We start from the raw sequence: 24,235 nt of genomic DNA on the forward strand, positions 1-24,235 counted from the left end.
TAATTATAAGTATATCTTATATATGAAAAATTCTAAATTTATAATTGACAAGCTCGGAAAACTTTTTGAGCAAGGTATTATCTCGTCAAAAGATCTTACTTCTGAGCTTTTAAATATTTTAAAATCAAAAAGAGACGAAATAGTTTTTAAGATGAAGCTCACAAGTAAAGATGAATTTGATGTATTATCAAAACGAGTTGAAAACTTAGAAAATAAAATTAAAAAGTTAGAAACAAAAAAGAAAAATACTAAACGGGTAAAAAAATCTTAACTCGTAATCCGCCCATTTTAGATTTTTCAAGTCCAATATTACCCCCATGCGATCTTATAATATCTGATGCAATAGATAAACCAAGACCTACACTAGATTTTGAGTCTGCTCTTCCCTTATCAATTTTGTAAAAGGGTTTAAATACATTATCATATTCTTTACTTGATACACCGGGACCATTATCATCAATAGTTATAAATAAGTTTGTATTTTTTTTGTTGAGCGTAATTTCAATTTTATCTCCATACTTTAAAGCATTATCAATTATATTATTTAGGCACCTATTAATTAAATTTTTTCTACCATTAACATAAACTCTTGATAATAAATCTTTTTTTATGTTTTCGTTATCATATTTGTTTATAACTTCCTCTATTAATTCTGATAAATTAAACATTTCATCTTTTTCTGTGTATGAAGAGCTTGTAAATTGAAGATATTCATTGAGCATTTTTTCCATTTCATTGATATCTTCAGTTAATTTTTTTGCTAAATCTTCATCTTTAATAAAGGCTATTTGTAATTTCATCCTTGTTAAAGGTGTTCTTAAATCATGACTTATTCCTGATAACATCTCAGTTCGTTGATTTAGATGTCTTTGAATTCTTTTTCTCATTTTGTCAAACTCATGACCTGCTTGTCTAATTTCTAATGCTCCAGATGGTTTGAATTCTTCAATTTCTTCTCCTTTACCAAATCTTTCTGCAGCACGTGCAAGGTTGGTTATAGGTCTCGTTTGATTTTTTAAAAATATTAATGAAATAATTACCATTATAACTGCTGGTACAGTAATCCATAGTGCAAATAGTCTAGCTGACGAGCTAGTTACTCGATCTCTAGTTACTAAAAATTTAAAATAACCATTTTCATATTTTATTCTTATATCAATAAGCTCTTTATAACTCGTGGTATCAAACCAATATTCTCCATGATTAAATTTTGATTTTAATTCTCTTCTAAGCGTCCTATCAATTGGACTAAACCATCTCTCATTATATTTACTATCAAATTCTTTATTTATAAATTCTATGTTTAAATCTATAAAAAGAGAAAAAAGATTTTTCAATTCGTTCCTGTCTATTTTTTCATTGTCATAAACTTCAACAAATGTACTAATTTCATTGACTAATGCTCTAGTCATACCTTTATTAGTTTTAATCCAAAGACTATCAAAAAATACAATAGTTATTATCAATTGTAGAACTATTACAGGAACTGCTACTATTAGAAGTGCTCTGTAAAATAATTTTTTAGGTAAAATTTGTTTAAAAAAATTACTCAATCCAGAGAACATAACCAGCACCTCTTATTGTTTGTAAAAATTTAGGATTTTTAGGATCAATTTCAATTTTTTTTCTTAATCTAGTTATGATTACATCAATTGATCTTTCTTTATCTAAATTTATTAAATTACCAATATTTTCTCTTGAAAATGTTTTGCCTGGATTATTGATCATTTTTTCTAAAATAATTTTTTCAGTATTATTAATTTTAAACTCATTATTATTCTTGATTATCAGAAGTTTATTTAAATCAATTTTAATATTTGAAAATTCTATAATTCTAACTTGTTCAGTTTTAATAGTTTTATTTAAGATATTCTTAATTCTTAAAATTAATTCTTTTGGTTCAAATGGTTTAGGCAAATAGTCATCAGCTCCAATTTCTAGTCCTTCAACCCTTTCACTTGCCTCACCTTTGGCTGTCAAAAGAATAATAGGCGTATCCAGTCTTGCTTTGTATTCTTTTAGAAAATCTAAGCCACTTTTTCCTGGCATCATGACATCTAGTATTATTAAATCAAATTTAATTATTTGAACTTTATTTGACGCGTCTTCAGCATTATCTGATGTTGTTACTAGAAAATCATTTTCGTTTAAGTATTTTTTAACTAAAGATCTAATTCCATCATCATCATCAACAACTAAAATATGTGCAATAAATTTATCCATTTATAATTTTACTTAATACTAAATCAAAATTAATAACCTCTTCAGAACTTGAATTTAGTAATGCATTAGAAATCCTTTTTTTTTGATGATCAAAAATCTCATTAAAAATTTTTTTTCCTTTTTCATTTAAAAATACATGCTTAACTCTTGTATCTTGGTCATCTTTTTTAAATGAAACAATTTCCAGTTTAATTAAATCTTTGAGAACTCTATTAAGGCTTTGTTTTGTCACTTTAAGTCGTTTTAAAAGTTCAGAAATAGTAATTCCTTGATACATTGACAATAAATGAATTACTTTATGATGAGCCAAACCAATTGAATATTTGTCTAATACTTTCTTTGCGTCAGAAAATGTTTCTCTATAACTAACAAATAATTTTTCTATTAAGCTTTTTAACTGATCGTCTTTTAGATATAAAAGTTCTTTCATTTTAGGTAAGTTATATTGACATATTAAAGATACAAAGATATTTTTTAATTATAATTAAAAAATTTCATACATGGTGCCATACGATAAGAGATCTGGTAAAATTTGGTATAATAGTGAACTATTAGACTGGGCTGATGCAAAAATACATGTATTAAATCATGGACTTCATTACGCGAGTTGTGTTTTTGAAGGTGAACGAGTTTATGATGGTGCAATATTTAAATTAGAAGAACATACTTCAAGACTTTTTTATTCAGCAAAAAGAATGGGAATGACAATTCCATATTCAGAGAAAGAAATAAATGAAGCCTGCAATAAAATTGTTTCAGTACAAAATGTACAAAATGGATATGTAAGACCTACAATTTGGAGAGGTAGTGAAATGATGGCAATCTCTGCACAACAAACAAAAATTCATGTAGCAATTGCAACTTGGGAGTGGGGATCATATTTTGATCCGAAACTTAAAGTAGAAGGGATAAAATTAAATATTTCTAACTGGCGAAGACCTGCGCCTAATACTATTCCTTGGGACACAAAAGCTTCAGGCCTTTATATGATTTGCACACTATCAAAACATGAAGCAGAAAAACAAGGTTACACAGATTCATTAATGCTAGATCATGAGGGCAATGTGGCTGAGGCAACGGGTGCAAATATTTTTTTTAAAGACAAAAATGGAGATTTGCATACACCAATTCCAGACTCTTTTTTAGATGGAATTACCAGAAGAACAGTCATTGAAATTGCAAAATCAAAGAATATTAAGGTACATGAAAGAAAAATAAATCCTTCAGAACTTTCTAATTTTGTTGGATGTTTTTTAACTGGAACTGCAGCAGAGGTTACTCCTGTATCATGTATTGCTGAAAATCAATTTAAGGTTTGTAATACTATAATTGAACTTAATGAAAGTTATCAAACTTTAGTTAGAAAACAGAAAGCTGCTTAATCCTTATTATCTTCTGACATTGCGTGATCAATTCCTTTACGCATATAATCGTAACCAGTGAAAAGGGTTAAAAACGCTGAAAGCCATAATAAAATAATTCCGATTGTTTGTGCATTGTAATCTTGAAAATTAATTATCTTATTTCCTGTATCTCCCGATAATAACAAGGCAATAGAAACCATTTGTAAGACAGTTTTTAATTTAGCAAGATTTGAAACAGGGAGTTTGATTTTGCCTTTAGCTAAAAATTCCCTAAGTCCTGAAATTAAAATCTCTCTAGTTAAAATAATAATTGCTGCTATGACTTCGTAATGTTTGATTGTACCATCCATGACTAAAAGAATTAGTGCAGTGGCAACTATAATTTTGTCTGCTATTGGGTCTAAAAGTTCTCCAAGCTTAGATTCTTCTCCAAGCATTCTAGCTAACATGCCATCTAAAAAATCAGTAAATGATGCTACTATAAATAAAATTAGGGCTGTTAAATCTCCATAAAAACCTGGAAGATAGAAGGCTAAAACAAAAAAGGGTACAATAATTATTCTACCAATTGTCAGTATATTTGGAATTTTTCTAAGCATAATTATTCGTGAAAAAAGTTATATATCTTTTTTGCTACTTTTTCCTCAACACCTTCCACAGATTTTATTTCATCAAAACTAGCAGACTCAACAGCTCTAGCTGAGCCAAAATGGTTTAATAACGACCTTTTTCTAATAGCTCCGATACCATCGATCTGGTCTAATAATGATTTTGATAACCCTTTTGCTCTTTTAGCTCTATGTGAAGTAATTGCAAATCTATGAGCCTCATCTCTAAGTCTTTGCATAAAGAATAAAGTTGGATCATTTTTTTCAAATTTGTAGCTTTTGCCATTATAAAAAAAAGTTTCGTCACCATTATTTCGCATTTTACCTTTTGCAATAGCGATCATGGGAAGATCATATAAACCAAGCTCATTTAGCACCTCTTTAGCAGAAGAATATTGTCCTTTTCCTCCATCAATTAGTATTAAGTCAGGCAATGTTAAATAATTACCTTTCTCTAAAATTGCTCTTTTAAATCTTCTAGATAAGACTTCTTTAAGCATTGCAAAGTCATCTTGTTCAGCACCTTTTGTCTTAATATCAAATTTTCGATATCTCTTTTTAACAAAACCTTCATTTCCAAAAGTAACCATAGCACCCACACTATTGGTCCCCGAAATATGACTATTGTCATAAACTTCTACTAAGTTAATAGTATTTTTTAAATCAAATTTTTTAATAATACCCTCAAATAGATTTTTATTATTATTTGTTTCATAAAGTTTTCTATTTAAAGACTCTTTGGCATTTTTTTCAGCCATAGCAATGACTTTTGCTTTAGTTCCTTTTTTTGCTGTATTGATAGAAATGGTATTACCTTCTTTTTTACTTAGAGTTTCTTCAATTAGTTTTTTATCGTTGATTTCACTATTTATAATAACCAATTTTGGAACAGTTTTATTTTCATAAAATTGCATTAAAAAAGAGGACATAATTTCTGAAATATTTTGATCAGGATCATGTTTTGGAAAATAAGCTTGGTTTCCCCAATTTTGTTTTGATCTATAAAAAAATACCTGAATACAAGCTTTACCAGACTCTTTGTAAGCAGCGATAACGTCAGCATCAACAAGATTTGCTTCATTAATTCTTTGTGAAGATTGAATAATATTTAAAGATTTTATTCTATCTCTGAAAATTGAAGCTTTTTCGTAATCAAGCTCGTCACTTGCAGCTTCCATCTCTTTAGAAAGATTTTTTTGTATATCTCTTGATTTACCAGATACAAATTGAATAGCTTGATCAACTGTTTTTTTATAATCAGATTTATCAATGTAACCCACACAAGGACCAGAACATCTTTTAATTTGATAAAGTATACATGGTCTTTTTCTATTTTTAAAAGTTCCTTCATCACAAACTCTTAACTGAAATATTTTTTGTAGCATTTTAATTGTCCAATTAGCAGTACCTGCCGACGCAAAAGGACCAAAGTAAAATCCTTCCTTTTCTTTTTTGCCTCTATGCTTAGTAACCCTTGGCCATTGTTCTTTTTCACCAATAAATATGAAGGGAAATGACTTGTCGTCTTTAAGTAAAATATTGAATTTTGGTCTATGTTTTTTGATTAAATTAGCCTCTAAAAGCAATGCTTCACTCTCATTAGCCGTAGTTGTGATCTCAATTTTAAATGTTTGAGATAACATCCTCTCTGTTCGAATGATATGATTTTTCTCTGACACATAGCTTTTAAGTCTATTTGGAAGGTTTTTGGCTTTTCCAACATAAAGAATATCATCTTTATGATTGAGCATTCTATAAACGCCAGGACTTTTAGGAATTAGTGGAAGTTCTTTTTTTATTACTTCTTTTCCAAGATCAGAGCTTTTCATGACTTCTTTTTTTGGTAATTTGAATACCAACAGAGGTACATTCTTTTAATATCTCAAGTTTTTCAATTTGAAGCATTATTTTTCCAATTCTCTTATCTTTAAACAAAACATCAAAAACATCTTCTGCAAGTGTTTCTAAAAAGTTGTAGTGCTTATTTTTGGTAAGTTTTTTAATCAATTTTACAACTTGTCCATAATTTACAATAGATTTGATATCTTTATCACTGGTTGGTTTTTTATCTTCGTAATCAATCTCAAGGCTAAATTTAACTTTTTGAGGTTTCTCTTTTTCAAATTCGTAATAGCCAAGTTTTAAATCTAAGGTTAGATCTTTAATAAGAATTTTTTTTTCGTAATTAAATAAACTTTTATTTTTATCTATTTTAATAATTTTGAAATTATTCTTTTTCATAATTTAAATTCTAGATTCTATAAATTCTATAATCATTGGATGATAATAACTAAAACAAGAATATGAAACCAGGTAATGTCCTGCACCTTTTTTCTTCATTTCTTTATATAATTTCTTATCAACTTTAATGAATTTTTTTTCACTTGTTAGTTTCTCTTTTCCTTCAGGCCAAGCTTCTTCCCATCCACCTTTCATCTTATCTTTAATTCCACACTTTTTACCATTTACAACAATATCTTTTCCTGTATGACCAGGAGTGTCGATCCATTGTATACCGGGAATATTTCCTAAATCTTTTTTCATCCAAACACTATTGCTTCTCCAATCTCCCTCGCCATCCACGGGACTGTGAAAAACTAATGCATCAATTCTTTCAAAACTTTTTAATTCATCGATCTGCATTTTTCGAAGAGGTGTATCGGGTCTTCTATCCCAACAGTTAGGCATAAAAGCAATTGTTGCATTGAAATCCTCTGGGTAAAGACCTTTGTGTCTCAATGTATCAATTCCACCACAAGATATACCTGACATAAAAATTTGATTTCTGGGAGTCCCCTTTGAAACTAGTTCATCAATTAATTCTTTATTTACACTAGCTCTTTTACTTATTCCCCAGTTTTCTAAAATACAATCGTACCAAGGTTGGTGAAATGCACCTTTGAATTTCCATCCACATCCATGTCCATCATCTCCACCTGCTTTATGTAGTCTGCCATTTAACATTAAGACCAATTCTTTACCATTTATTTTTGTTCCAGATATTTGACCTAATTGTTTTGGCACATGATCTTTGCATTCGCCCCATTTTTTATCAACTTTCCATCCTCCTTTGTTGAAAATCATAATAATTTTATTAGAGGGATCAGGAATGTTTGTCCCTTTAATAATTTTTACTTTCTTTCCATCGCTATAGATAAAAGCATCACCCTTTATATCTCCAGTTTTACATTCTCGTGCATAAGAAACTGAAGATAACAAAACTATGAGAGTTGAGATGAATAAAATTTTTTTCATTCTTTACCTATAACATCTGGTGTTTGCCAGTTTAAATTTTGACCACTATCGATTGCTAAAACTTGTCCGGTAATAGATCTGTTTTTAATAAAAAAGTCAACTGCATTACAAATTTCATTAACATCAACCTGTTTTTTTAAAGGGGTAGCCAAGTATTGTTTTTTAAAGTGTTTATCACTTTGTCTTTTATTTTTAATCGTTGGACCTGGGGCTATTCCATTTACTCTTATATTTGGAGCCAAACTCATGGCACTTGTTTTAGTTAAAGTATAAAGACCTGTTTTACTTATTGTATATGAAAAGAAGTAAGGAGTTAATTTAAATATTCTTTGATCAATAATATTAATAATATTGTTATTCTTGCCCTTAATATTTTTTGCAAATTCTTTAGATAGTAGAGCAGGTGTTCTTAAATTTGTTCTTAAGTGTTGTCCCCAACTATCTGTTGTAAAATTTTCTAATTTATCATTTTCAAAAAGGGATGCATTATTTATCAGGCAATCAAAATATTTTAATTTTGATTTTGCAAATTTAACTATCTTATTTACATCAGTTTCTTTACTTAAATCTCCTTTTACTAAGTAAATCTTAGTGTCATACTTTTCTAATTCTTTTTTTAAGTTTTCTGCTTTTGATTTTGATTTATTATAATGGATCACTATCTCAATATTTGGACCAGATAATTTTTTTGCAATAGCAGCACCCATTCTAGTAGCACCACCAGTAATAATTATTTTGTTTGCTTCCATTTCTTTTTTCCTTTTTGGGCTCTTGTACCTGGTAAACCCATAGTTGATCTACCTTTTGGATAAATTTTATTATTTGAACTATATTTTTTTACTTTAGGATTTAAAGTAATTTCTAATTCAGAAGCTTCTAGTTTTCTAATTTCATCTCTTATTTTAGCTGCTTCTTCAAACTCGAGGTTGGTTGCAGCTTCTTTCATTCTCTTGTTAAGACTTTTTAAGTGTTTTTTAAGATTACCTCCAATATTTTCATCAGTACCAACTTTTACGTAATCTTTTTCATAAACACTTTCAAGTACATCTCCAATTTCTTTCTTTATTGTTTTTGCATCAATTTTGTGTTTTTTGTTATAGGCAACTTGAATAGTTCGTCTTCTATCAGTTTCTTTTATTGCATTCTTAATACTTTTAGTTTCTTTATCCGCATAAAGAATAACTTTTCCATCTAAGTTTCTCGCTGCTCTTCCAATTGTTTGAATTAAAGAAGTTTCAGATCTTAAGAATCCTTCTTTGTCAGCATCTAAAATCCCAACTAATGCACATTCAGGTATATCAAGACCTTCTCTTAAAAGATTAATACCAACCAAAACATCAAATACTCCAAGCCTTAGATCTCTCATAATCTCAATACGCTCTAAAGTGTCTATGTCTGAGTGCATATATCTTACTTTAATACCGTTTTCATGAAGGTATTCTGTTAGGTCTTCAGCCATCTTTTTGGTTAAAGTGGTTACCAACACTCTATAATTATTATCAATTACTTTTAAACACTCATGCATTAAGTCATCAACTTGATTTTTAGCAGGTCTAATTTCAACCGGAGGATCAATTAATCCGGTAGGTCTAATTACCTGTTCAACAAACTTATTTTTTGTTTGTTTTAACTCCCAAGGCCCAGGTGTGGCTGATACAAAAACTGTTTGAGTTCTCATTGCATCCCATTCTTCAAATTTAAGTGGACGGTTATCCATACATGAGGGTAATCTAAACCCATACTCTGCAAGATTGCTTTTTCTTGATCTATCGCCTTTATACATTCCATTTAATTGAGGAACTGTTACATGACATTCATCAACAAAAATAAGAGTATTATCTGGAAAGTATTCAAATAGAGTAGGGGGTGGTTCTCCAGGTTTTCTACCTGATAAAAATCTTGAGTAATTTTCAATTCCAGCACATGAGCCAGTTGCTTCGATCATTTCCAAATCAAATTTTGTTCTTTCCTCTAATCTTTGCGCTTCAAGTAATTTATTTTGCTCTTTAAATTTTTTTAAAGTTATCTCAAGCTCTCTTTTAATTTTAATTATTGCCTGTTCGATTGTAGGCTTTGGAGTGATGTAATGGCTATTTGCATAAACTTTAATTACATCAAGCTCATTTACTAAATCTCCTGTAAGTGGATCAAATTCTTCAATTTTTTCTAATTTATCTCCAAATAAACTTAGTCTCCAAGCTCGGTCTTCTAAATGTGATGGAAAGATTTCTAAATACTCACCACGAGCTCTAAAAGTTCCACGATAAAAATTTTGATCATTTCTTTTATATTGAAGCGCTACTAAAGATTTAATTAATTCTTCTCTGTTATAATCATAATTAGTCTTTAAGCTTAGCGTCATCTTACTGTAAGCCTCAACAGAACCTAACCCATAAATACAAGATACACTTGAGACAATAATGACATCATCTCTTTCAAGTAATGATCTTGTTGCTGAGTGACGCATTCGATCAATTTGCTCATTAATTGATGCCTCTTTTTCAATATAGGTATCTGAACGTGGAACGTATGCTTCCGGAGTATAATAATCATAGTAAGATACAAAATATTCAACTGCATTATCTGGAAAGAAAGATTTCATTTCTCCATATAGTTGAGCAGCTAATGTTTTATTTGGGGCAAGAATTAAAGCTGGTCTATTTGTTTTCTCAATAACCTTAGCCATTGTAAATGTTTTTCCAGATCCAGTAACACCAAGCAAAACTTGACTAAGTTGATCTTTATTTGCACCATTGACCAATTGTTTAATTGCTTCTGGTTGATCACCTGCAGGCTTAAAATCAGTTTTCATTTGAAACTTTTTACCTCCCTCGAGCTTAGGACTAATCCCAGGATCTTTATTTTGAATTTCGGTAATTAAATCTTGATAAGTATTCTGCATTATCTATAAAACTAGAGGATTAAAATTATATTTCAATGAGCATAATATCAGACAGTTTAAAAAGAATTAAACCATCACCAACAATCGCTGTAACTCAAAAAGCAAGAGAATTAAGAGCTGCCGGTAAAGATGTTATTGGTCTTGGTGCGGGTGAGCCTGATTTTGATACTCCGGATAACGTAAAGAACGCAGCAATCAAAGCTATTAAAAGTGGTGACACCAAATATACAGCAGTGGATGGAACCCCTGCTTTGAAAAAAGCAATTATTGCGAAGTTTAAAAGAGAAAATAAATTAAGTTATTCAACCGATCAAATAACAGTTGGAACTGGAGGTAAGCAAGTTCTCTACAACGCATTCATGGCAACATTGAACAAAGGTGATGAAGTAATAATTCCAGCACCTTTTTGGGTATCTTATCCTGATATGGTTTTACTTGCAGGAGGAAAACCAAAAATAATTAAATGTACAGAGCAAGAAGGATTCAAACTTACTGCATCAAAGTTAAAAAAAGCGATTACAAAAAAAACAAAATGGATAATTCTTAATTCACCATCAAATCCAACAGGTGCAGGATATACAAAAAAAGAAATTCAAGATCTGGCAAAAATTTTAATTAAAAATAAAAAAGTCCATATTTTAAGTGACGATATTTATGAGCATATTAAATATGATAATTTTAATTTTTATACTATTGCTCAAAATTCAAAATTAAAAGACAGAACCCTTACTATGAATGGTGTAAGTAAATCATATGCAATGACAGGATGGAGAATAGGTTATGCTGCGGGCCCAAAAGAAATAATTAAAGCTATTGGTAAAATTCAATCACAGTCAACTTCTAACCCGTCTTCAATAAGTCAAGCAGCGGCTGTTGAAGCTTTAAATGGAAACCAAGGATTTATTAAAAAAAGATCAAAAGCCTTTAAAGAAAGAAGAGATTTTGTAGTTAAAAGTCTAAATAACATTGAAGGAATTAATTGTTTAACTCCTAATGGAGCTTTTTACGTATTTCCAAGCTGTAAAGGACTTTTAAATAAGAAAACAAAATTAAAAACTGATACAGAATTTGTCCAAAAGTTATTAGAAAAATCAAATGTCGCAGTAGTTCAAGGTTCTGCATTTGGTTTAGATGGATATTTTAGAATTTCATATGCTACTTCAATGCAAAATTTAAAAAAAGCAATGGAAAGAATTAAATCTTTTTGTGAAAGTTTATCTTAAGAGGTGAAAACAGCCTTATTATTTGGTGCATCAGGGTTAGTTGGAAGTCATCTCTTAAATCAATTAATCAGCAATAACAATTATTCCAAGATTAAGTTATTTGTTCGTTCAACAATAGAAATAGATGATCCAAAGATTGAAATTATTGAAACAGATTTTAATAATTTAGAAAATCATAAAGAAGACATTAAAGGAGATGATTGTTTCTTTTGTATTGGCACTACAAAAAAAAATTCACCAGATAAAAATGAATATAGAAATATTGAACTTGATATTCCTGAAGAAATTGCAAAAATTGCAAAATCAAATTTGGTTAATTCATTTATTTTTGTATCTGCATTATATGCAAATCCTAAAAGCTCAGGGGACTATGTAAGATTTAAAGGATTAGTTGAAGAAGAATTAAAAAGACTTGATTTTCCAAAATTAGCGTTAATGAGACCTTCCTTTTTAATGGGAAATAGAAAAGAAAAGAGGGTGGGTGAAACAATAGGTATTTATTTTTTTAATTTAATTTCACCTTTCCTTTTGGGACCTTTAAAGAAAATGAGACCGATTCATTCAGAAACAGTTGCAAAAGCAATGATCATAGTTGCAAATGAAAATTTAGAAAAAAATATCTTCGAGTCTAACGAAATCGCAGAACTATTTTAAACTAGTCCTAATCTTACAACAGATTTAGCAGTTTCAGATATACAACCTTTTGCAGGATTAAATTTTAATCCCAATAAATCTTCGGCATAACTTGTGTCAGTTTGCATCGTGATCCCAAGGTCTGGAATCATTGTTTTAGCACTAGAGTCAAAAAAACTAATTAACTTTACCATAAAATTTGGTAGTTCTTTTTTAGGAAGTTTTTTTGCATACTCCGGCATTGCTTCAGCCATTATTTGAGATAACTCAATTAATTTTTTTACTTCTTTTCCAACAATTAATCTTCTTCCACCAACTTTGGTATTTCCGATACAAGCCACATGTGCCTTTGCAACATCTTTTACATCCGAAATCAAAATTCCCCATTTTGGTGCTGCGGGAAATTTACCCTTCATAAATTGTTTAACATATTCAATTGAAGTTCCTCCTTTTTTATCTAAGGCATCGCCAAATACTCCACCAGGATTAATCACAGTTAATTTATTTTTTAATCTCTTACTTTCCATCAGTTCCCAAGCTGCTTTTTCAGCTTTTGTTTTTGATAAAAAATAATCTCCCACTCCCTCTTTCCAGTTTTCATCTGTCCAATCATTTTCATCAAATGAATATGGATTACTTCTAATTGGTTTTCTAAACATAGCTGCAATTGAAGAGGTCACTATAAATTGTTCAATGTTAGCATTTAAACCTGCATTTAAAACTCTCAACGTTCCATCTACAGCGGGCGCTAATAAACTATTTCTGTTATTAGATACTTTAAAAGGAAATGGAGACGCAAGATGCATTATATATTTACAACCTTGAGCTGCTTCATTCCAACCATCATCCTTCAAAAGATCTAATTCAACAAATGATAAATTATCTATTGGAGCGTGCTTATTTATAGTTTCTTTTGTTTGTTCAATTAAACTATCATTTCTTACTGTTCCTAAAACCTCATAATCTGAATTTAATAATTCTATTGCAGTATGTTTAGCAATCCATCCACTTACTCCAGTTAGTAACACCTTGTTATTCATTTTATTGGTACTTTCTATATTATTTTTGACTCAAGATCTTTTTAGCACGATCTGTTTTTTTTATCCAAGATTTAGGAATTGAATTAATACCTTTTAAAGCTGCAAAATATGCTCCAATGAAATTAACTCTAGAACAGTTACAACCACCAGCCTTAATTGTTTTCAAAATTGCACCCTTATAATTTGTTGAATTAATAATTGAGTGTATTGAGCCATTAAAAGTCCCAGGATAGCTGCACGCCATTCCTAATTTTTTAACCACTATTGTGTGAGGTTTTGATTTTAGTCTTTTTACTTTTTTAATGTCATCAACAACACTTTTAAAATATGAATTTTTTTTAAACTTTTTTAAAAATTCATTTATCGGATCTTTCACACCTTTTAGAGCCAAATCTATTAAATGAAACTTAGCCAAAGCATACTTAAGGCTTATTTTTGAAACAGTAACTGTGGAGATAATTTTTTTTAAGCTATTAAAATCATAACCATATAAAAAATAGGGTAGAGCAGCGCAATAGCCATCAGACTCGTTTACTTTAGTGCCACCGGTTAATTTCTTTTTAGTTTTAATATTTCTTACTGTTTCAATGATGTTCTGATGTATCCAAGGTCCTTTAATTATACCTCGCCAATCTTTAACCTTTCTATATTTGGCTCTTAAATTAAGGTTTTTCCAATACACACTTCCTGGTCCAAAGTTTTTTGTAATATTCTTTTTAAATCTTTCTTCTATATTTTCATGTCCTTCAATCAATGTTTCAAACATGACTTGGCCAACTTCATTATAGCCTGAAACTTTTCCAGTTTTGATATTGTAAAAAGGACTTTTGTTTTTTTTTAAAAAAGTAAAATCTTTCTTTCCTTTAATATAGGTAAGCAGTTTCTTTTGATTATAAACCCAATGCAAAGGTCTAGCCGCCGCATCAGCAACAGTTGCTCCTAAAAAAACATGTAGATTATTTTTCATTAAATTTAAAAACTCTCAACCGATGTTCTTAATTCAATTTCCCATGCCCAAACACTTTTTTTTTGTTTATGAAACTGAAGATATACTTTTGCAATTTCATCTGGATGCATAGTTTGATACTGACCAAAGGGCTCATCGTTTATAGCTCCATCTATGATAAAATGTCCTATATGAATATTTTGTGGATGAAGTTCTCTAGCTAATGATTGAGCAAGACCTCTTAAACCAAATTTTCCCATTGCAAATACAGACGAATTTGGGAAGCCTTTAACACCAGCAGATGCTCCAGTAAAAAAAATACTTCCACTTTTTCTTTTTAACATTCTATTTGACGCTTCTTGAGCTACCAAAAATGCACCAAAGCATGTAACATTAATTGCCTGTTGTGTTTGTATAGGATCAAGATCTGTAATTGAGCCCTTTATTCTCATAGAAGGGTTATAAATTACTAAATTTGGTACTCCAATTTTGTCAACGTCTTTAAATAACTTTTGAACACTTTTAATTTCACTTGAGTCACACGATATTGTAGTGGCATTTATTTCTTTTTTTATCGAATTTAATTTATCAATATTTCTTGAAGCTAAAATAACTTTCATATTATTTGAAGCACAAAGTCTTGCGATAGAAGCACTCAAGCCTGGCCCTGCTCCAACAATTAAAGCTAACTCACTCATTCATTATGATGACAGATGTTTTTCAGCTTCAAGCGCAGCCATACAGCCCATTCCAGCAGCAGTTACAGCTTGTCTGAAAGTCTTGTCTTTTACATCTCCTGCAGCATAAACCCCAGGTATATTAGTTTCTGTTGAGTCTGGTTTAGTTATTAAATAACCTTCTTTATCCATATCTAATTGCTCTTTAAATAATGCAGTTGCAGGATCGTGACCAATTGCAATAAACAATCCATCAATTTTCATTTCTTCTACATTGTTAGTTTTTAAATTTTTAACTTTAATTCCTGTAACATTTTTAGGTTCTCCGTCACCCATAACCTCATCAACAGCACTATCCCAAATAATTTCTATTTTTTTATTTTCCATTAATTTCTTTTGAAGCATCTTTTCAGCTCTTAACTCATTTCTTCTATGAATTAGCTTAACTTTTGATGCAAACTTTGTAAGAAACATTGCTTCTTCAACAGCTGCGTTACCACCACCAACAACTGCAACTTCTTTATCTTTAAAGAAGAAACCATCACAAGTAGCACATGCAGACACTCCAAAGCCTCTAAATTTTTGTTCTGACTCTAAATTTAACCATCTCGCTTGTGCACCAGTTGAAATAATTATGCTATCCGCAGTATATTTTTGGCCACTGTCTCCTAAAGCTTCAAATGGCACAGATTTTAAATTTACTGAAGAAATATGATCTTCGATCATTTCAGTTCCAACAGCTTTAGCCTGATCTTTCATTTGATCCATCAACCAAGGTCCTTGAATTACATCAGCAAAACCAGGATAATTTTCTACATCTGTTGTTGTACTTAATTGTCCACCAGGAGCAGAACCGTAGACCAAAATTGGATTTAACATTGCTCGTGCTGCATAAACAGCTGCGGTGTATCCGGCAGGACCGGATCCAATTATTAACACTTTTGTGTGTTTAGTTGGATTATCACTCATAGAGAAGTTATATAAGTATAAATGACAAAATTAAAAGGCATATTATTAACTCAGGGAATGCATGGCATGATTAGCCAAGTAGAAGGATTGGCAAAAGCTTTAGATATAGATTTTACACACCATACAGTTGAACTAAATAATTTTTGGAAAATGGTTCCTCCAAAAATAACACCAATCTCACAAAGTGTTTATAAAAAAATTGATCATGAAAATTTTGATGTCATTATATCTTGTGGTCGTAAAAGTGTTATTCCATCAATTCATTTAAAAAATAATTCAAATAAGAAAGTATTTAATATTCATATTCAAGATCCAAAAGTAGACTTAAAGCATTTTGATTTTATTGTTGCTCCAGAACATGATTCAATTAAAGGTCAAAATGTAATTAGCACTAAAGGAGCTATTCATTATCTTACTGAAAATGAAATTAATGAAAATAAGGATTATTTAAATTCTTTTATCAAAAAAGATGAGAGAATAATTTGGACTTTAATTATGGGTGGGCCAACCAAATATTATGATTATTCGACAAAAAATATTAAAGAAATTTTTACAACTCTTAGCAAGTTATCAAAAAAACATAATTTTCAATTAGTAATAATACCATCAATGAGAACACCAACTAGTATTATTCAATATGCAAATGACTATTTTGGAGGTGATCATACAGTGATAATGGATGTTGATAAGAAGGCCTATCTATCAGCTTTAGCAATAGCTCAAAATATCATTGTTACATGTGATTCTAGCTCAATGATCTCAGAAACAGCTTTAACTGGAAAACCAATTTATATAGCTAGCATTTTACCAAAAAAAAATGACAAAAGATTTCAAAGATTTAGAAATTTATTTAGAGAATTAAATATTACTAGAAATTTAGGTGAAGAAGTAGAAAATTGGAACTATCAAAAGTTAGATGAAACAAATAGGGTAGCTAAAATTATAAAACAAAAAATAAATTTTTAATGTCATTTTTAAATTCAATTCAAAATCAATCAAAAAAAAACGAATTCCCGTTTAATCATTGGGAATATCATAATGCGCTTTCAGATGAAGCAATTGAAGAAATTGTTAAAGCAGATATTCCAGATGTTAGTAAACATAATTTAGATTATGATGGAACTCGAGCAATTGATGGTGGTGCAGCTGAATTTAGAGAGGGAATAGCCTCAGGTGGTGAAGCAATAAAATTTAGATGTTTTGTTACAAAAGAAAATGAAAAACAATTTCCAAACTTGGTAAAATTTATTAATGAGCTACAATCTAAAGAAGTTCACGAAACCATTTCTAAAATGATTGATAAAGATTTATCAAACTCATATGTTAGACTTGAGGTTATCTGTGATCGTGAAGGATTTTGGTTAAAACCCCATTGTGATATTAAGGAAAAACTAATGTCTGGCTTAATATTTGTTAATAATGCCAACGAGTCTGAGGACTTAGGTACAGATTTTTATAATGACAAGTTAGAAAAAGTTAAAACAGTTCCTTACAAAAATAATTATGGATACATGTTTACTAGTGGTCCAAATACCTGGCATGGAATGGAAAAAAAGAAAATTCTAAAAGAGAGACGATGTTTGCAAGTCAATTATGTGACTTTTGAAACAGACTGGAAAGTTGATTAATTTTATTTTTCCCAATCAAATCTTGAAAAAGAATTAAAAACTTTGAAAATTCCCTCTGACCATTGATTGCAAACCTTTGCATAATTCTCGTCTGTAACATTTAAACACTCAAGCGTAGATAGATTATCAGCATCTTTTTTAAGAACTGCAAAATCAATTGGAGGTCCAACAGTAAGATCACTTTTTAATGTAGAGTCCATTGAAATTAGTGCACAGCGTGCTGCATCACCAATAGTAACAGTTGGCTTTATAACTCTATCAAGAATTGGTTTTCCATATTTTACTTCCCCGATTACGAGGTATGGTTTACTATCTGCTGGTCTTATATAATTACCCTGAGGATAAACTAAATATAACTCATGTTGCTGACCTTTGATTTGTCCACCAACAATAAAAGTAGAACCTAACAAAACGTTGTCTGTATTTATACCTTGAGGTGCTGAATGTTCAATATTTAGTGAACCAATATAAGACGCTATTTGTTCGAAATCACTACAGGTATTTAAATTCATTATACCCGTTGAACTTTTAAGATCTTTTTCAACAGATTTAAAAACTGCTTGAGATGTTCCTAAATTTCCTGATGTCACAATTACAATTGTTCTATCACCCACATCGTGAGTCATCATTTTTGAATAAATATTTACATTATCTAAACCAGCGTTTGTTCTTGAGTCTGAAGCAAAAACAAGTCCTTCATTCGTTTTAATACCTATACAATATGTCATCTCAATTATTAAAATAGATAATTTTAAAGTAAATTAACAATCTATTAAAAGCATAACTGATATCTGCATTATGCATTTGCATATTATAGTCAAGTAATGAACATTATTATAATATGGTTTCAAAACTCTGGAATAATTACAACTCAAAACAAGCTTATGATGGATATTTTACTAAAGATAATAAACTTCGAAAACACGCTACAATAATTTCATCGATCTTAGAAAGATATGGTAAAAAAAAACTTCAAGAAATTGAAAAAAATTGCCAGAGTACAATAAGTGCCAGAGGTATAAACTTCAGAGTTTATGCTGCAAATAATAGGGCTGAAGAAAAAAAATGGCCCCTTGATATTATCCCACGAATAATCCCAAAAACACAATGGAACAAGGTCTCAAAAGGTCTAAAGCAGCGTGTAAAAGCTTTAAATTTGTTTATTGATGATGTTTATAATCAAAAAAAGATATTCAAAGATAAGGTAGTTCCAAAAGAAATTATTTTTAATTCCCCCTATTATGTAAAAGAATGTGAAGGGTTTTCACCAAAGTATAAAGCTTGGTCAAATATTTCAGGTGTGGACTTAATAAGAAATGCAAATGGTGATTATTTGGTTTTGGAAGATAACTTAAGAGTTCCTTCAGGTGTATCTTATATGCTTGAAAATAGAATGGTAATGAGAGATGTGTTTCCTGAATTATTTACGAGGTATAAAGTTGCATCCATCCATCAATATACAAATAAATTGTTTAATTGTATGGTTGAGTGTATTCCAAAAAAAACTGCAAACCCACATATGGTGGTTCTAACTCCGGGTATATATAACTCAGCATATTTTGAGCATTCTTTCTTGGCTGATCAGATGGGCATTGCTTTAGTTGAAGGAAAAGACTTATTCGTTGAAAACGATATTGTATACATGAAGACTGTAAAAGGTCCTTTAAAAGTTGACTGCATATACAGACGTCTTGATGATAATTTTTTAGATCCCAAGGTATTTAATAAAGAGTCAGTTATAGGTGTTCCAGGATTATTTAAAAGTTGGCGTAAAGGAAATGTCGGCATCATAAATGCTATAGGCACAGGGATCGCTGATGACAAAGTAGTTTACTCTTATGTTAATAAAATGATTGTTTATTATCTTGGTGAACAACCTATCTTGAATCAGGTAGAAACCTACTTGTGTCACAATAAAAATGAAAGAAACTATGTTATTGAAAATATATCAAAATTAGTTGTGAAACCTGCTAATGCCTCTGGTGGTTATGGAATAATGATAGGTCCCAAAGCAGATAAAAAAGAAAGAGATGATGTAATAGCAAAAATTAAAAGAAACCCAAGAGAGTATATTGCGCAACCACTTGAAACTCTTTCAACAGCACCAACAATTACTGAAAATGATATTGAGCCTCGGCATCTCGATTTAAGACCATTTGTGCTAAGTGGAAAAACTACTTACGTAAGTACAGGTGGATTGACAAGAGTTGCTCTAAGAAAAGGCAGTACTATTGTTAATAGTTCTCAAGGTGGCGGATCTAAAGATACACTAATCGTTGATGTCTAAATTTTTTATATATCTTGCAGAGAAGTTACATCTAATTTTTTTGTTTTAAGTGATTTAATTGCCTCAAGACAAGCTTGAGCTGTTGACATGTTGGTGCAATAAGGAACTTTATTTTTAAGCGTTCCTCTTCTTAGTGCGACTGCATCATTTAATCTATGTTCAGAGTTTCCGCCACCAGTATTAATTACTAAAGCAATTTTTTTAGAGTCTAATACATCAACAATATGAGGAGAACCACTACTTACTTTGTTAATAATCTTACACTTCATCCCATGCTTTCTAATGTACTCTGCAGTACCTCTTGTTGCACATAGCGTGAAATTAAGTTTTATAAGTTCTTTTGCTAAATCTATCCCTTCATCTTTATGGGAGTCTTTCAATGATACGAATGCTAGTCCTTGTTTTGGTAAGGAATTAGCAGCTCCAATTTGACTTTTGGCAAATGCCATTCCAAAGTTTTTATCAAATCCCATTACTTCACCGGTTGATTTCATTTCAGGTCCTAAAAGCAAATCACTATTTGGAAATTTATTAAAAGGAAATACCGCTTCTTTTACCGCATACATTCCCTTAGATTTATCTCTTAGATTAAATTTAGATAATTTTTCACCAGCCATTACACGTGATGCAATTTTAGCAAGCGGCAGACCTTTTGCTTTGGATACAAATGGAACCGTTCTACTTGCTCTAGGATTTACTTCAATTACATAAATCTCATCTTTTTTAATTGCAAATTGAATATTCATAAAACCTTTAACTTTTAAAGCTAAAGCTAATTTCTTAGTCTGATTTTCTATTTCTTTAATTAAGTATGGTTTAATTGATACTGGAGGTAAACTACACGCAGAGTCTCCAGAATGAATTCCGGCTTCTTCAATATGTTGCATGATCCCTGCTACATGCACTTGTTTTCCATCTGATATTGCATCAACATCAACTTCCATTGCATGATCAATAAACTTATCAATAAGAATAGGATTTTCTTCAGCGGCCTTGAATGCTTCTTCAACAAAATTTTTAAGTTGGCTTTTTTCATGAACGATTTCCATTGCTCTTCCACCTAATACATAAGACGGTCTAACCATTAATGGTAGACCAATTTTTTCTGCTATTTGAATTGCTTGCTTAAAGGTTTTAGCAATTCCACTTTCTGCTTGTTTTAGTTTTAATTTGTTCAATAGATCTCTAAATCGATCTCTATCCTCTGCTAAATCAATTGATGTGTATTGAGTTCCTAAAATTGGAAGTTTGTTATCGTTTAAAAATTTAGCAAGTTTAATTGGAGTTTGACCTCCAAATTGTGCAATTACACCAATTAGGTTTCCTTTTTCCTTTTCTTTTTTGATTATATTAAAAACATATTCTTCTTTTAAAGGCTCAAAATATAATCGATCACTGGTGTCGTAATCTGTTGATACAGTTTCAGGGTTACAATTAACCATGATTGTCTCAAAACCCGCATCTTTCAACGAAAAAGCAGCCTGACAACAACAATAATCAAATTCAATTCCTTGACCTATTCTGTTAGGTCCACCACCAAGTATTATAATTTTTTTTCTTGAAGAAGGATCTGCTTCACATTCAGAATTGATTGAAAAATTACGTTGATATGTTGAATACATGTAAGGAGTAAAGGATTTAAATTCAGCAGCACAAGTATCAACCTTTTTAAATACAGGAAGTATTTTAAGAGCCATTCTTTTACGTCTAACTGCATTCTCAGAAGTGTTAGTTAGCTCAGATAATTTTTTATCAGAAAAACCAATAGATTTTATTCTGTTAAACTCATTAAAATCTTTAGGAAGTCCTTTATTTTTAATCATAGTTTCATTATCTACAATTTCCTTAATCTGTTCTAAAAACCAAGGGTCAATTTTAGATAAAGTAAAAATTCTTTTAAAATTAATTTTTTTTCTAATTGCTTCTGCAACAAGTAAAATTTTGTTTGGAATATTTTCTTTTAATTTTTTCTGAATTTGATTTTTTTTTAAGTCAAAAATTCTATCTAAACCTGAATAACCAGTTTCAAGAGAAACCAATGCTTTTTGAAGCGATTCTTTAAAATTTCTTCCAATTGCCATTGCTTCACCAACTGATTTCATAGATGTGCCTAATGATGCTGGCGAAGTTGAAAATTTTTCGAACGTAAATCTTGGAATTTTAGTTACCACATAATCGATGCTTGGTTCAAATGATGCAGGAGTTACTTTTGTGATTTCATTTTTTAATTCATCCAAAGTGTAGCCCACTGCAAGTTTGGCAGCGACTTTTGCAATTGGAAAACCAGTTGCTTTTGATGCAAGTGCAGATGAACGTGATACTCTTGGATTCATTTCAATTATAACCATTCTTCCATTTTTAGGATTGATCGCGAACTGAACATTCGATCCACCTGTCTCAACCCCAATCTTTCTAAGACATGCAATTGAAGCATTTCTCATCACTTGATATTCTTTATCAGTTAATGTTAAAGCAGGGGCGACAGTTACAGAGTCTCCAGTATGAATTCCCATTGGATCGATATTTTCGATCGAACAGATAATGATACAGTTATCTTTTTTATCTCTTATAACTTCCATTTCAAATTCTTTCCAACCTTCTAGGCATTCTTCAACCAATACTTGGCTCACAGGAGATTCGTGTAATCCATTTTTAATAATTTTTAGATAATCTTTTTTATTTTTGGCAATACCACCTCCAAGACCTCCAAGAGTGAAAGCAGGTCTAATAATCGCTGGTAGTCCAATTTTATTTAAAACTTTGGACGCTTGATTGATGTTATTTACAATTTCAGATTTAGGTAAATCCAAACCGATATCAATCATATTTTTTCTAAATTTCTTTCTATCCTCTGCATTTGAAATAGCTTTGGAGTTTGCACCAATAAGTTCTATTTTATATTTTTTTAGAATTCCTTTTTTCTCAGCTTCCATTGCAAGGTTAAGTGCGGTTTGGCCACCCATTGTTGGAAGGATTGCGTCTGGTTTTTCTTTTTTAAGAATTTTTTCTAAAACTTCTAGAGTAATTGGCTCAATGTAGGTTTTATCTGCAACATCAGGGTCTGTCATTATGGTTGCTGGATTTGAGTTAATTAATACGACTTTATAGCCCTCATCTCTTAAAGCTTTACAAGCTTGAGTTCCCGAATAATCAAATTCACAAGCTTGACCTATGATAATAGGACCAGCTCCAACAACTAATATTTTTTTAAGATCTTTTCTTTTTGGCATTTTTTTTCATGTTGTTAATAAATTCTTGAAATAAATAAACACTATCTTGTGGTCCAGGGTTGGACTCAGGATGGTACTGAACTGAGAATACTGGTTTATTTTTTATTCTTATTCCTTCAATACTGTTATCAAATAAAGATTTGTGTGTGATTTGAATATTTTTTGGTAAATTTTCTATTACTACTTCAAAGCCGTGATTTTGACTAGTAATTTCTACATTGTCATGAATTAAATTTTTAACTGGATGGTTAGCACCTCTATGACCAAGTTTCATTTTTTTTGTTTTACCACCCAATGCTAGAGCAAGTATTTGATGACCTAAACAAATCCCAAATAAAGGTAAGTTTTTATTAATTAAATCTTTAACAATTTTAATAGCATATTTACCGGTTGCTGCTGGATCACCTGGACCATTAGATAAAAAAATACCATTTGGTTTCAGTGCTAAAATTTTATCAGCTGGTGTTTTACAAGAAACAACAGTTACTTTACAATTAAAGTCAGAAAAATATCTTAAAATATTTTTTTTTATTCCATAGTCAATCGCTACTACATGAAATAAACTTTTATTATTTTTTTTATAACCCGTTTCTTTTTTCCAAGTTTTAAAGCCTTTCCAGATATAGTTTTTTGATGTGGTTACTTTTTCAGCAAGATCAAGGTTTTTTAAACCACTCCATTTTGTTGTTGAGTTAGTTAGTTTACTAATATTAAATTTTCCATTTTTTGAATTGGCAATTGTTCCCTTAGGAGCACCTTTATCTCTAATAAAATTTGTTAAACTTCTGGTATCTAACCCAGTAATACCAACTATTTTATTTTTCTTAAGCCAAGCATCCAAATGTTGAAAAGATCTATAGTTTGATGGAGATGTTATTTCAGAGTTAAAAATTACTCCTTTGGTCCAAATTTTATCACTTTCATAATCCTGTTTATTAGTTCCAACATTCCCAATATGGGGAAATGTAAAGTTTATTATTTGTCCTGCGTAAGATGGATCCGATATAATTTCTTGATAACCAGTTAATGAGGTATTAAAACAAACTTCTCCAGTCGCTTCTCCCTGATAACCAATTCCAATTCCTTTAAAAACCTTCTTATTTTCAAGAACTAAAACGCCTGTATTGATTTCTGAATTTTTTGAGTTAGTTTTTTTTGCTTTTTTGATCAATTACAACTCATGAGTTAAAGGTTAATACAATAATTGCTTTATTATCGCAACAGAGATGTATTATAAAATTGTAAAAAAA

Annotated in this window: 23 protein-coding genes; 7 read left to right on the forward strand and 16 right to left on the reverse strand. The window is 30.4% G+C overall.

Annotated elements, in window-relative coordinates; translation table 11 throughout:
* The first annotated feature begins 22 nt into the window (after nucleotides 1-22).
* Complete coding sequence (locus PB7211_RS02425) at nucleotides 23-271, forward strand: hypothetical protein (RefSeq protein ID WP_008544374.1); 249 nt, start codon at nucleotides 23-25, stop codon at nucleotides 269-271.
* Here PB7211_RS02425 and PB7211_RS02430 read toward each other — a convergent pair.
* From PB7211_RS02430 to PB7211_RS02440, 3 genes are read right to left on the reverse strand one after another with little or no spacing between them, the layout of a single operon-like run.
* A complete protein-coding gene (locus PB7211_RS02430) occupies nucleotides 249-1,565 on the reverse strand; it encodes an ATP-binding protein (RefSeq protein WP_008544673.1) in 1,317 nt (438 codons plus the stop codon). The two genes, PB7211_RS02425 and PB7211_RS02430, sit on opposite strands and share 23 nt — an antisense overlap.
* Nucleotides 1,546-2,223, reverse strand: a complete 678-nt coding sequence (locus tag PB7211_RS02435; RefSeq protein WP_008544291.1) for a response regulator — start codon at nucleotides 2,221-2,223, stop codon at nucleotides 1,546-1,548. Before PB7211_RS02435 ends, PB7211_RS02430 begins: the two co-directional genes overlap by 20 nt.
* Nucleotides 2,216-2,653: a MarR family winged helix-turn-helix transcriptional regulator gene (locus PB7211_RS02440; RefSeq protein ID WP_008544418.1), complete on the reverse strand. Its 438-nt coding sequence runs from the start codon at nucleotides 2,651-2,653 to the stop codon at nucleotides 2,216-2,218. Before PB7211_RS02440 ends, PB7211_RS02435 begins: the two co-directional genes overlap by 8 nt.
* Nucleotides 2,654-2,723: 70 nt before the next feature.
* Here PB7211_RS02440 and PB7211_RS02445 point away from each other — a divergent pair, with 70 nt between their 5' ends.
* Nucleotides 2,724-3,605 carry a branched-chain amino acid aminotransferase gene (locus PB7211_RS02445; RefSeq protein WP_008545363.1) on the forward strand — a complete coding sequence of 294 codons (882 nt, stop codon included), beginning with the start codon at nucleotides 2,724-2,726 and terminating at the stop codon, nucleotides 3,603-3,605.
* On the opposite strand, the gene pgsA is transcribed toward PB7211_RS02445, so the two are convergent.
* From pgsA to uvrB, 6 genes are read right to left on the reverse strand one after another with little or no spacing between them, the layout of a single operon-like run.
* Nucleotides 3,602-4,186: a CDP-diacylglycerol--glycerol-3-phosphate 3-phosphatidyltransferase gene (pgsA, locus tag PB7211_RS02450; protein ID WP_008544233.1), complete on the reverse strand. Its 585-nt coding sequence runs from the start codon at nucleotides 4,184-4,186 to the stop codon at nucleotides 3,602-3,604. The two genes, PB7211_RS02445 and pgsA, sit on opposite strands and share 4 nt — an antisense overlap.
* Nucleotides 4,187-4,188: 2 nt before the next feature.
* Entirely contained in the window at nucleotides 4,189-6,024 is a 1,836-nt protein-coding gene (uvrC, locus tag PB7211_RS02455) for an excinuclease ABC subunit UvrC (protein WP_008544121.1), read from the reverse strand.
* On the reverse strand, nucleotides 6,011-6,436 hold the full coding sequence (locus tag PB7211_RS02460) for a dihydroneopterin aldolase (protein WP_008545921.1): 426 nt from the start codon (nucleotides 6,434-6,436) through the stop codon (nucleotides 6,011-6,013). The genes uvrC and PB7211_RS02460 overlap by 14 nt, the downstream gene beginning before the upstream one ends.
* Before the next feature lie 3 nt (nucleotides 6,437-6,439).
* Nucleotides 6,440-7,450, reverse strand: a complete 1,011-nt coding sequence (locus PB7211_RS02465) for a hypothetical protein (RefSeq protein ID WP_008545969.1) — start codon at nucleotides 7,448-7,450, stop codon at nucleotides 6,440-6,442.
* Nucleotides 7,447-8,199 carry an SDR family oxidoreductase gene (locus tag PB7211_RS02470; protein WP_008545967.1) on the reverse strand — a complete coding sequence of 251 codons (753 nt, stop codon included), beginning with the start codon at nucleotides 8,197-8,199 and terminating at the stop codon, nucleotides 7,447-7,449. The genes PB7211_RS02465 and PB7211_RS02470 overlap by 4 nt, the downstream gene beginning before the upstream one ends.
* The gene (uvrB, locus tag PB7211_RS02475; protein WP_008545344.1) at nucleotides 8,181-10,352 is read right to left on the reverse strand and encodes an excinuclease ABC subunit UvrB; all 2,172 of its coding nucleotides are present in this window, start codon (nucleotides 10,350-10,352) and stop codon (nucleotides 8,181-8,183) included. The genes PB7211_RS02470 and uvrB overlap by 19 nt, the downstream gene beginning before the upstream one ends.
* Nucleotides 10,353-10,387: 35 nt before the next feature.
* On the opposite strand from uvrB, the gene PB7211_RS02480 reads away from it, so the two are divergent.
* Together PB7211_RS02480 and PB7211_RS02485 are read left to right on the forward strand one after the other, a co-directional pair.
* Nucleotides 10,388-11,575, forward strand: a complete 1,188-nt coding sequence (locus PB7211_RS02480) for a pyridoxal phosphate-dependent aminotransferase (protein ID WP_008544380.1) — start codon at nucleotides 10,388-10,390, stop codon at nucleotides 11,573-11,575.
* A 3-nt stretch (nucleotides 11,576-11,578) separates the two neighbouring features.
* On the forward strand, nucleotides 11,579-12,229 hold the full coding sequence (locus PB7211_RS02485) for an NAD(P)H-binding protein (protein WP_008544543.1): 651 nt from the start codon (nucleotides 11,579-11,581) through the stop codon (nucleotides 12,227-12,229).
* On the opposite strand, the gene PB7211_RS02490 is transcribed toward PB7211_RS02485, so the two are convergent.
* The 4 genes from PB7211_RS02490 to trxB are packed head-to-tail and all read right to left on the reverse strand — an operon-like array spanning nucleotide 12,226 to nucleotide 15,840.
* Nucleotides 12,226-13,248 carry an NAD-dependent epimerase/dehydratase family protein gene (locus tag PB7211_RS02490; RefSeq protein WP_008544174.1) on the reverse strand — a complete coding sequence of 341 codons (1,023 nt, stop codon included), beginning with the start codon at nucleotides 13,246-13,248 and terminating at the stop codon, nucleotides 12,226-12,228. The two genes, PB7211_RS02485 and PB7211_RS02490, sit on opposite strands and share 4 nt — an antisense overlap.
* A 19-nt stretch (nucleotides 13,249-13,267) precedes the next feature.
* Complete coding sequence (locus PB7211_RS02495; RefSeq protein WP_008545442.1) at nucleotides 13,268-14,215, reverse strand: ADP-ribosylglycohydrolase family protein; 948 nt, start codon at nucleotides 14,213-14,215, stop codon at nucleotides 13,268-13,270.
* Between the two features lie 5 nt (nucleotides 14,216-14,220).
* The gene (locus PB7211_RS02500) at nucleotides 14,221-14,892 is read right to left on the reverse strand and encodes an SDR family NAD(P)-dependent oxidoreductase (RefSeq protein ID WP_008544300.1); all 672 of its coding nucleotides are present in this window, start codon (nucleotides 14,890-14,892) and stop codon (nucleotides 14,221-14,223) included.
* 3 nt (nucleotides 14,893-14,895) lie between these two features.
* Complete coding sequence (gene trxB, locus PB7211_RS02505) at nucleotides 14,896-15,840, reverse strand: thioredoxin-disulfide reductase (protein WP_008545435.1); 945 nt, start codon at nucleotides 15,838-15,840, stop codon at nucleotides 14,896-14,898.
* 21 nt (nucleotides 15,841-15,861) lie between these two features.
* Between trxB and PB7211_RS02510 the strand changes: the two genes are divergently transcribed.
* Together PB7211_RS02510 and PB7211_RS02515 are read left to right on the forward strand one after the other, a co-directional pair.
* Complete coding sequence (locus PB7211_RS02510) at nucleotides 15,862-16,806, forward strand: mitochondrial fission ELM1 family protein (protein ID WP_008545504.1); 945 nt, start codon at nucleotides 15,862-15,864, stop codon at nucleotides 16,804-16,806.
* Nucleotides 16,806-17,468: a hypothetical protein gene (locus PB7211_RS02515; RefSeq protein ID WP_008544488.1), complete on the forward strand. Its 663-nt coding sequence runs from the start codon at nucleotides 16,806-16,808 to the stop codon at nucleotides 17,466-17,468. Before PB7211_RS02510 ends, PB7211_RS02515 begins: the two co-directional genes overlap by 1 nt.
* A gap of 2 nt (nucleotides 17,469-17,470) precedes the next feature.
* Here the strand turns inward: PB7211_RS02515 and PB7211_RS02520 are convergent, their stop codons facing one another.
* Nucleotides 17,471-18,196 carry a 20S proteasome, A/B subunit gene (locus PB7211_RS02520; RefSeq protein WP_008544327.1) on the reverse strand — a complete coding sequence of 242 codons (726 nt, stop codon included), beginning with the start codon at nucleotides 18,194-18,196 and terminating at the stop codon, nucleotides 17,471-17,473.
* 113 nt (nucleotides 18,197-18,309) lie between these two features.
* On the opposite strand from PB7211_RS02520, the gene PB7211_RS02525 reads away from it, so the two are divergent.
* On the forward strand, nucleotides 18,310-19,755 hold the full coding sequence (locus PB7211_RS02525) for a circularly permuted type 2 ATP-grasp protein (RefSeq protein ID WP_008544409.1): 1,446 nt from the start codon (nucleotides 18,310-18,312) through the stop codon (nucleotides 19,753-19,755).
* Between the two features lie 5 nt (nucleotides 19,756-19,760).
* Here the strand turns inward: PB7211_RS02525 and carB are convergent, their stop codons facing one another.
* Nucleotides 19,761-22,985: a carbamoyl-phosphate synthase large subunit gene (gene carB, locus PB7211_RS02530; protein ID WP_008545039.1), complete on the reverse strand. Its 3,225-nt coding sequence runs from the start codon at nucleotides 22,983-22,985 to the stop codon at nucleotides 19,761-19,763.
* Nucleotides 22,963-24,156 carry a glutamine-hydrolyzing carbamoyl-phosphate synthase small subunit gene (gene carA / locus PB7211_RS02535; protein WP_008545918.1) on the reverse strand — a complete coding sequence of 398 codons (1,194 nt, stop codon included), beginning with the start codon at nucleotides 24,154-24,156 and terminating at the stop codon, nucleotides 22,963-22,965. The genes carB and carA overlap by 23 nt, the downstream gene beginning before the upstream one ends.
* Nucleotides 24,157-24,235 lie beyond the last annotated feature (79 nt).

Origin of the sequence: Candidatus Pelagibacter sp. HTCC7211, assembly GCF_000155895.1 — a bacterium.
GTDB lineage: Bacteria > Pseudomonadota > Alphaproteobacteria > Pelagibacterales > Pelagibacteraceae > Pelagibacter.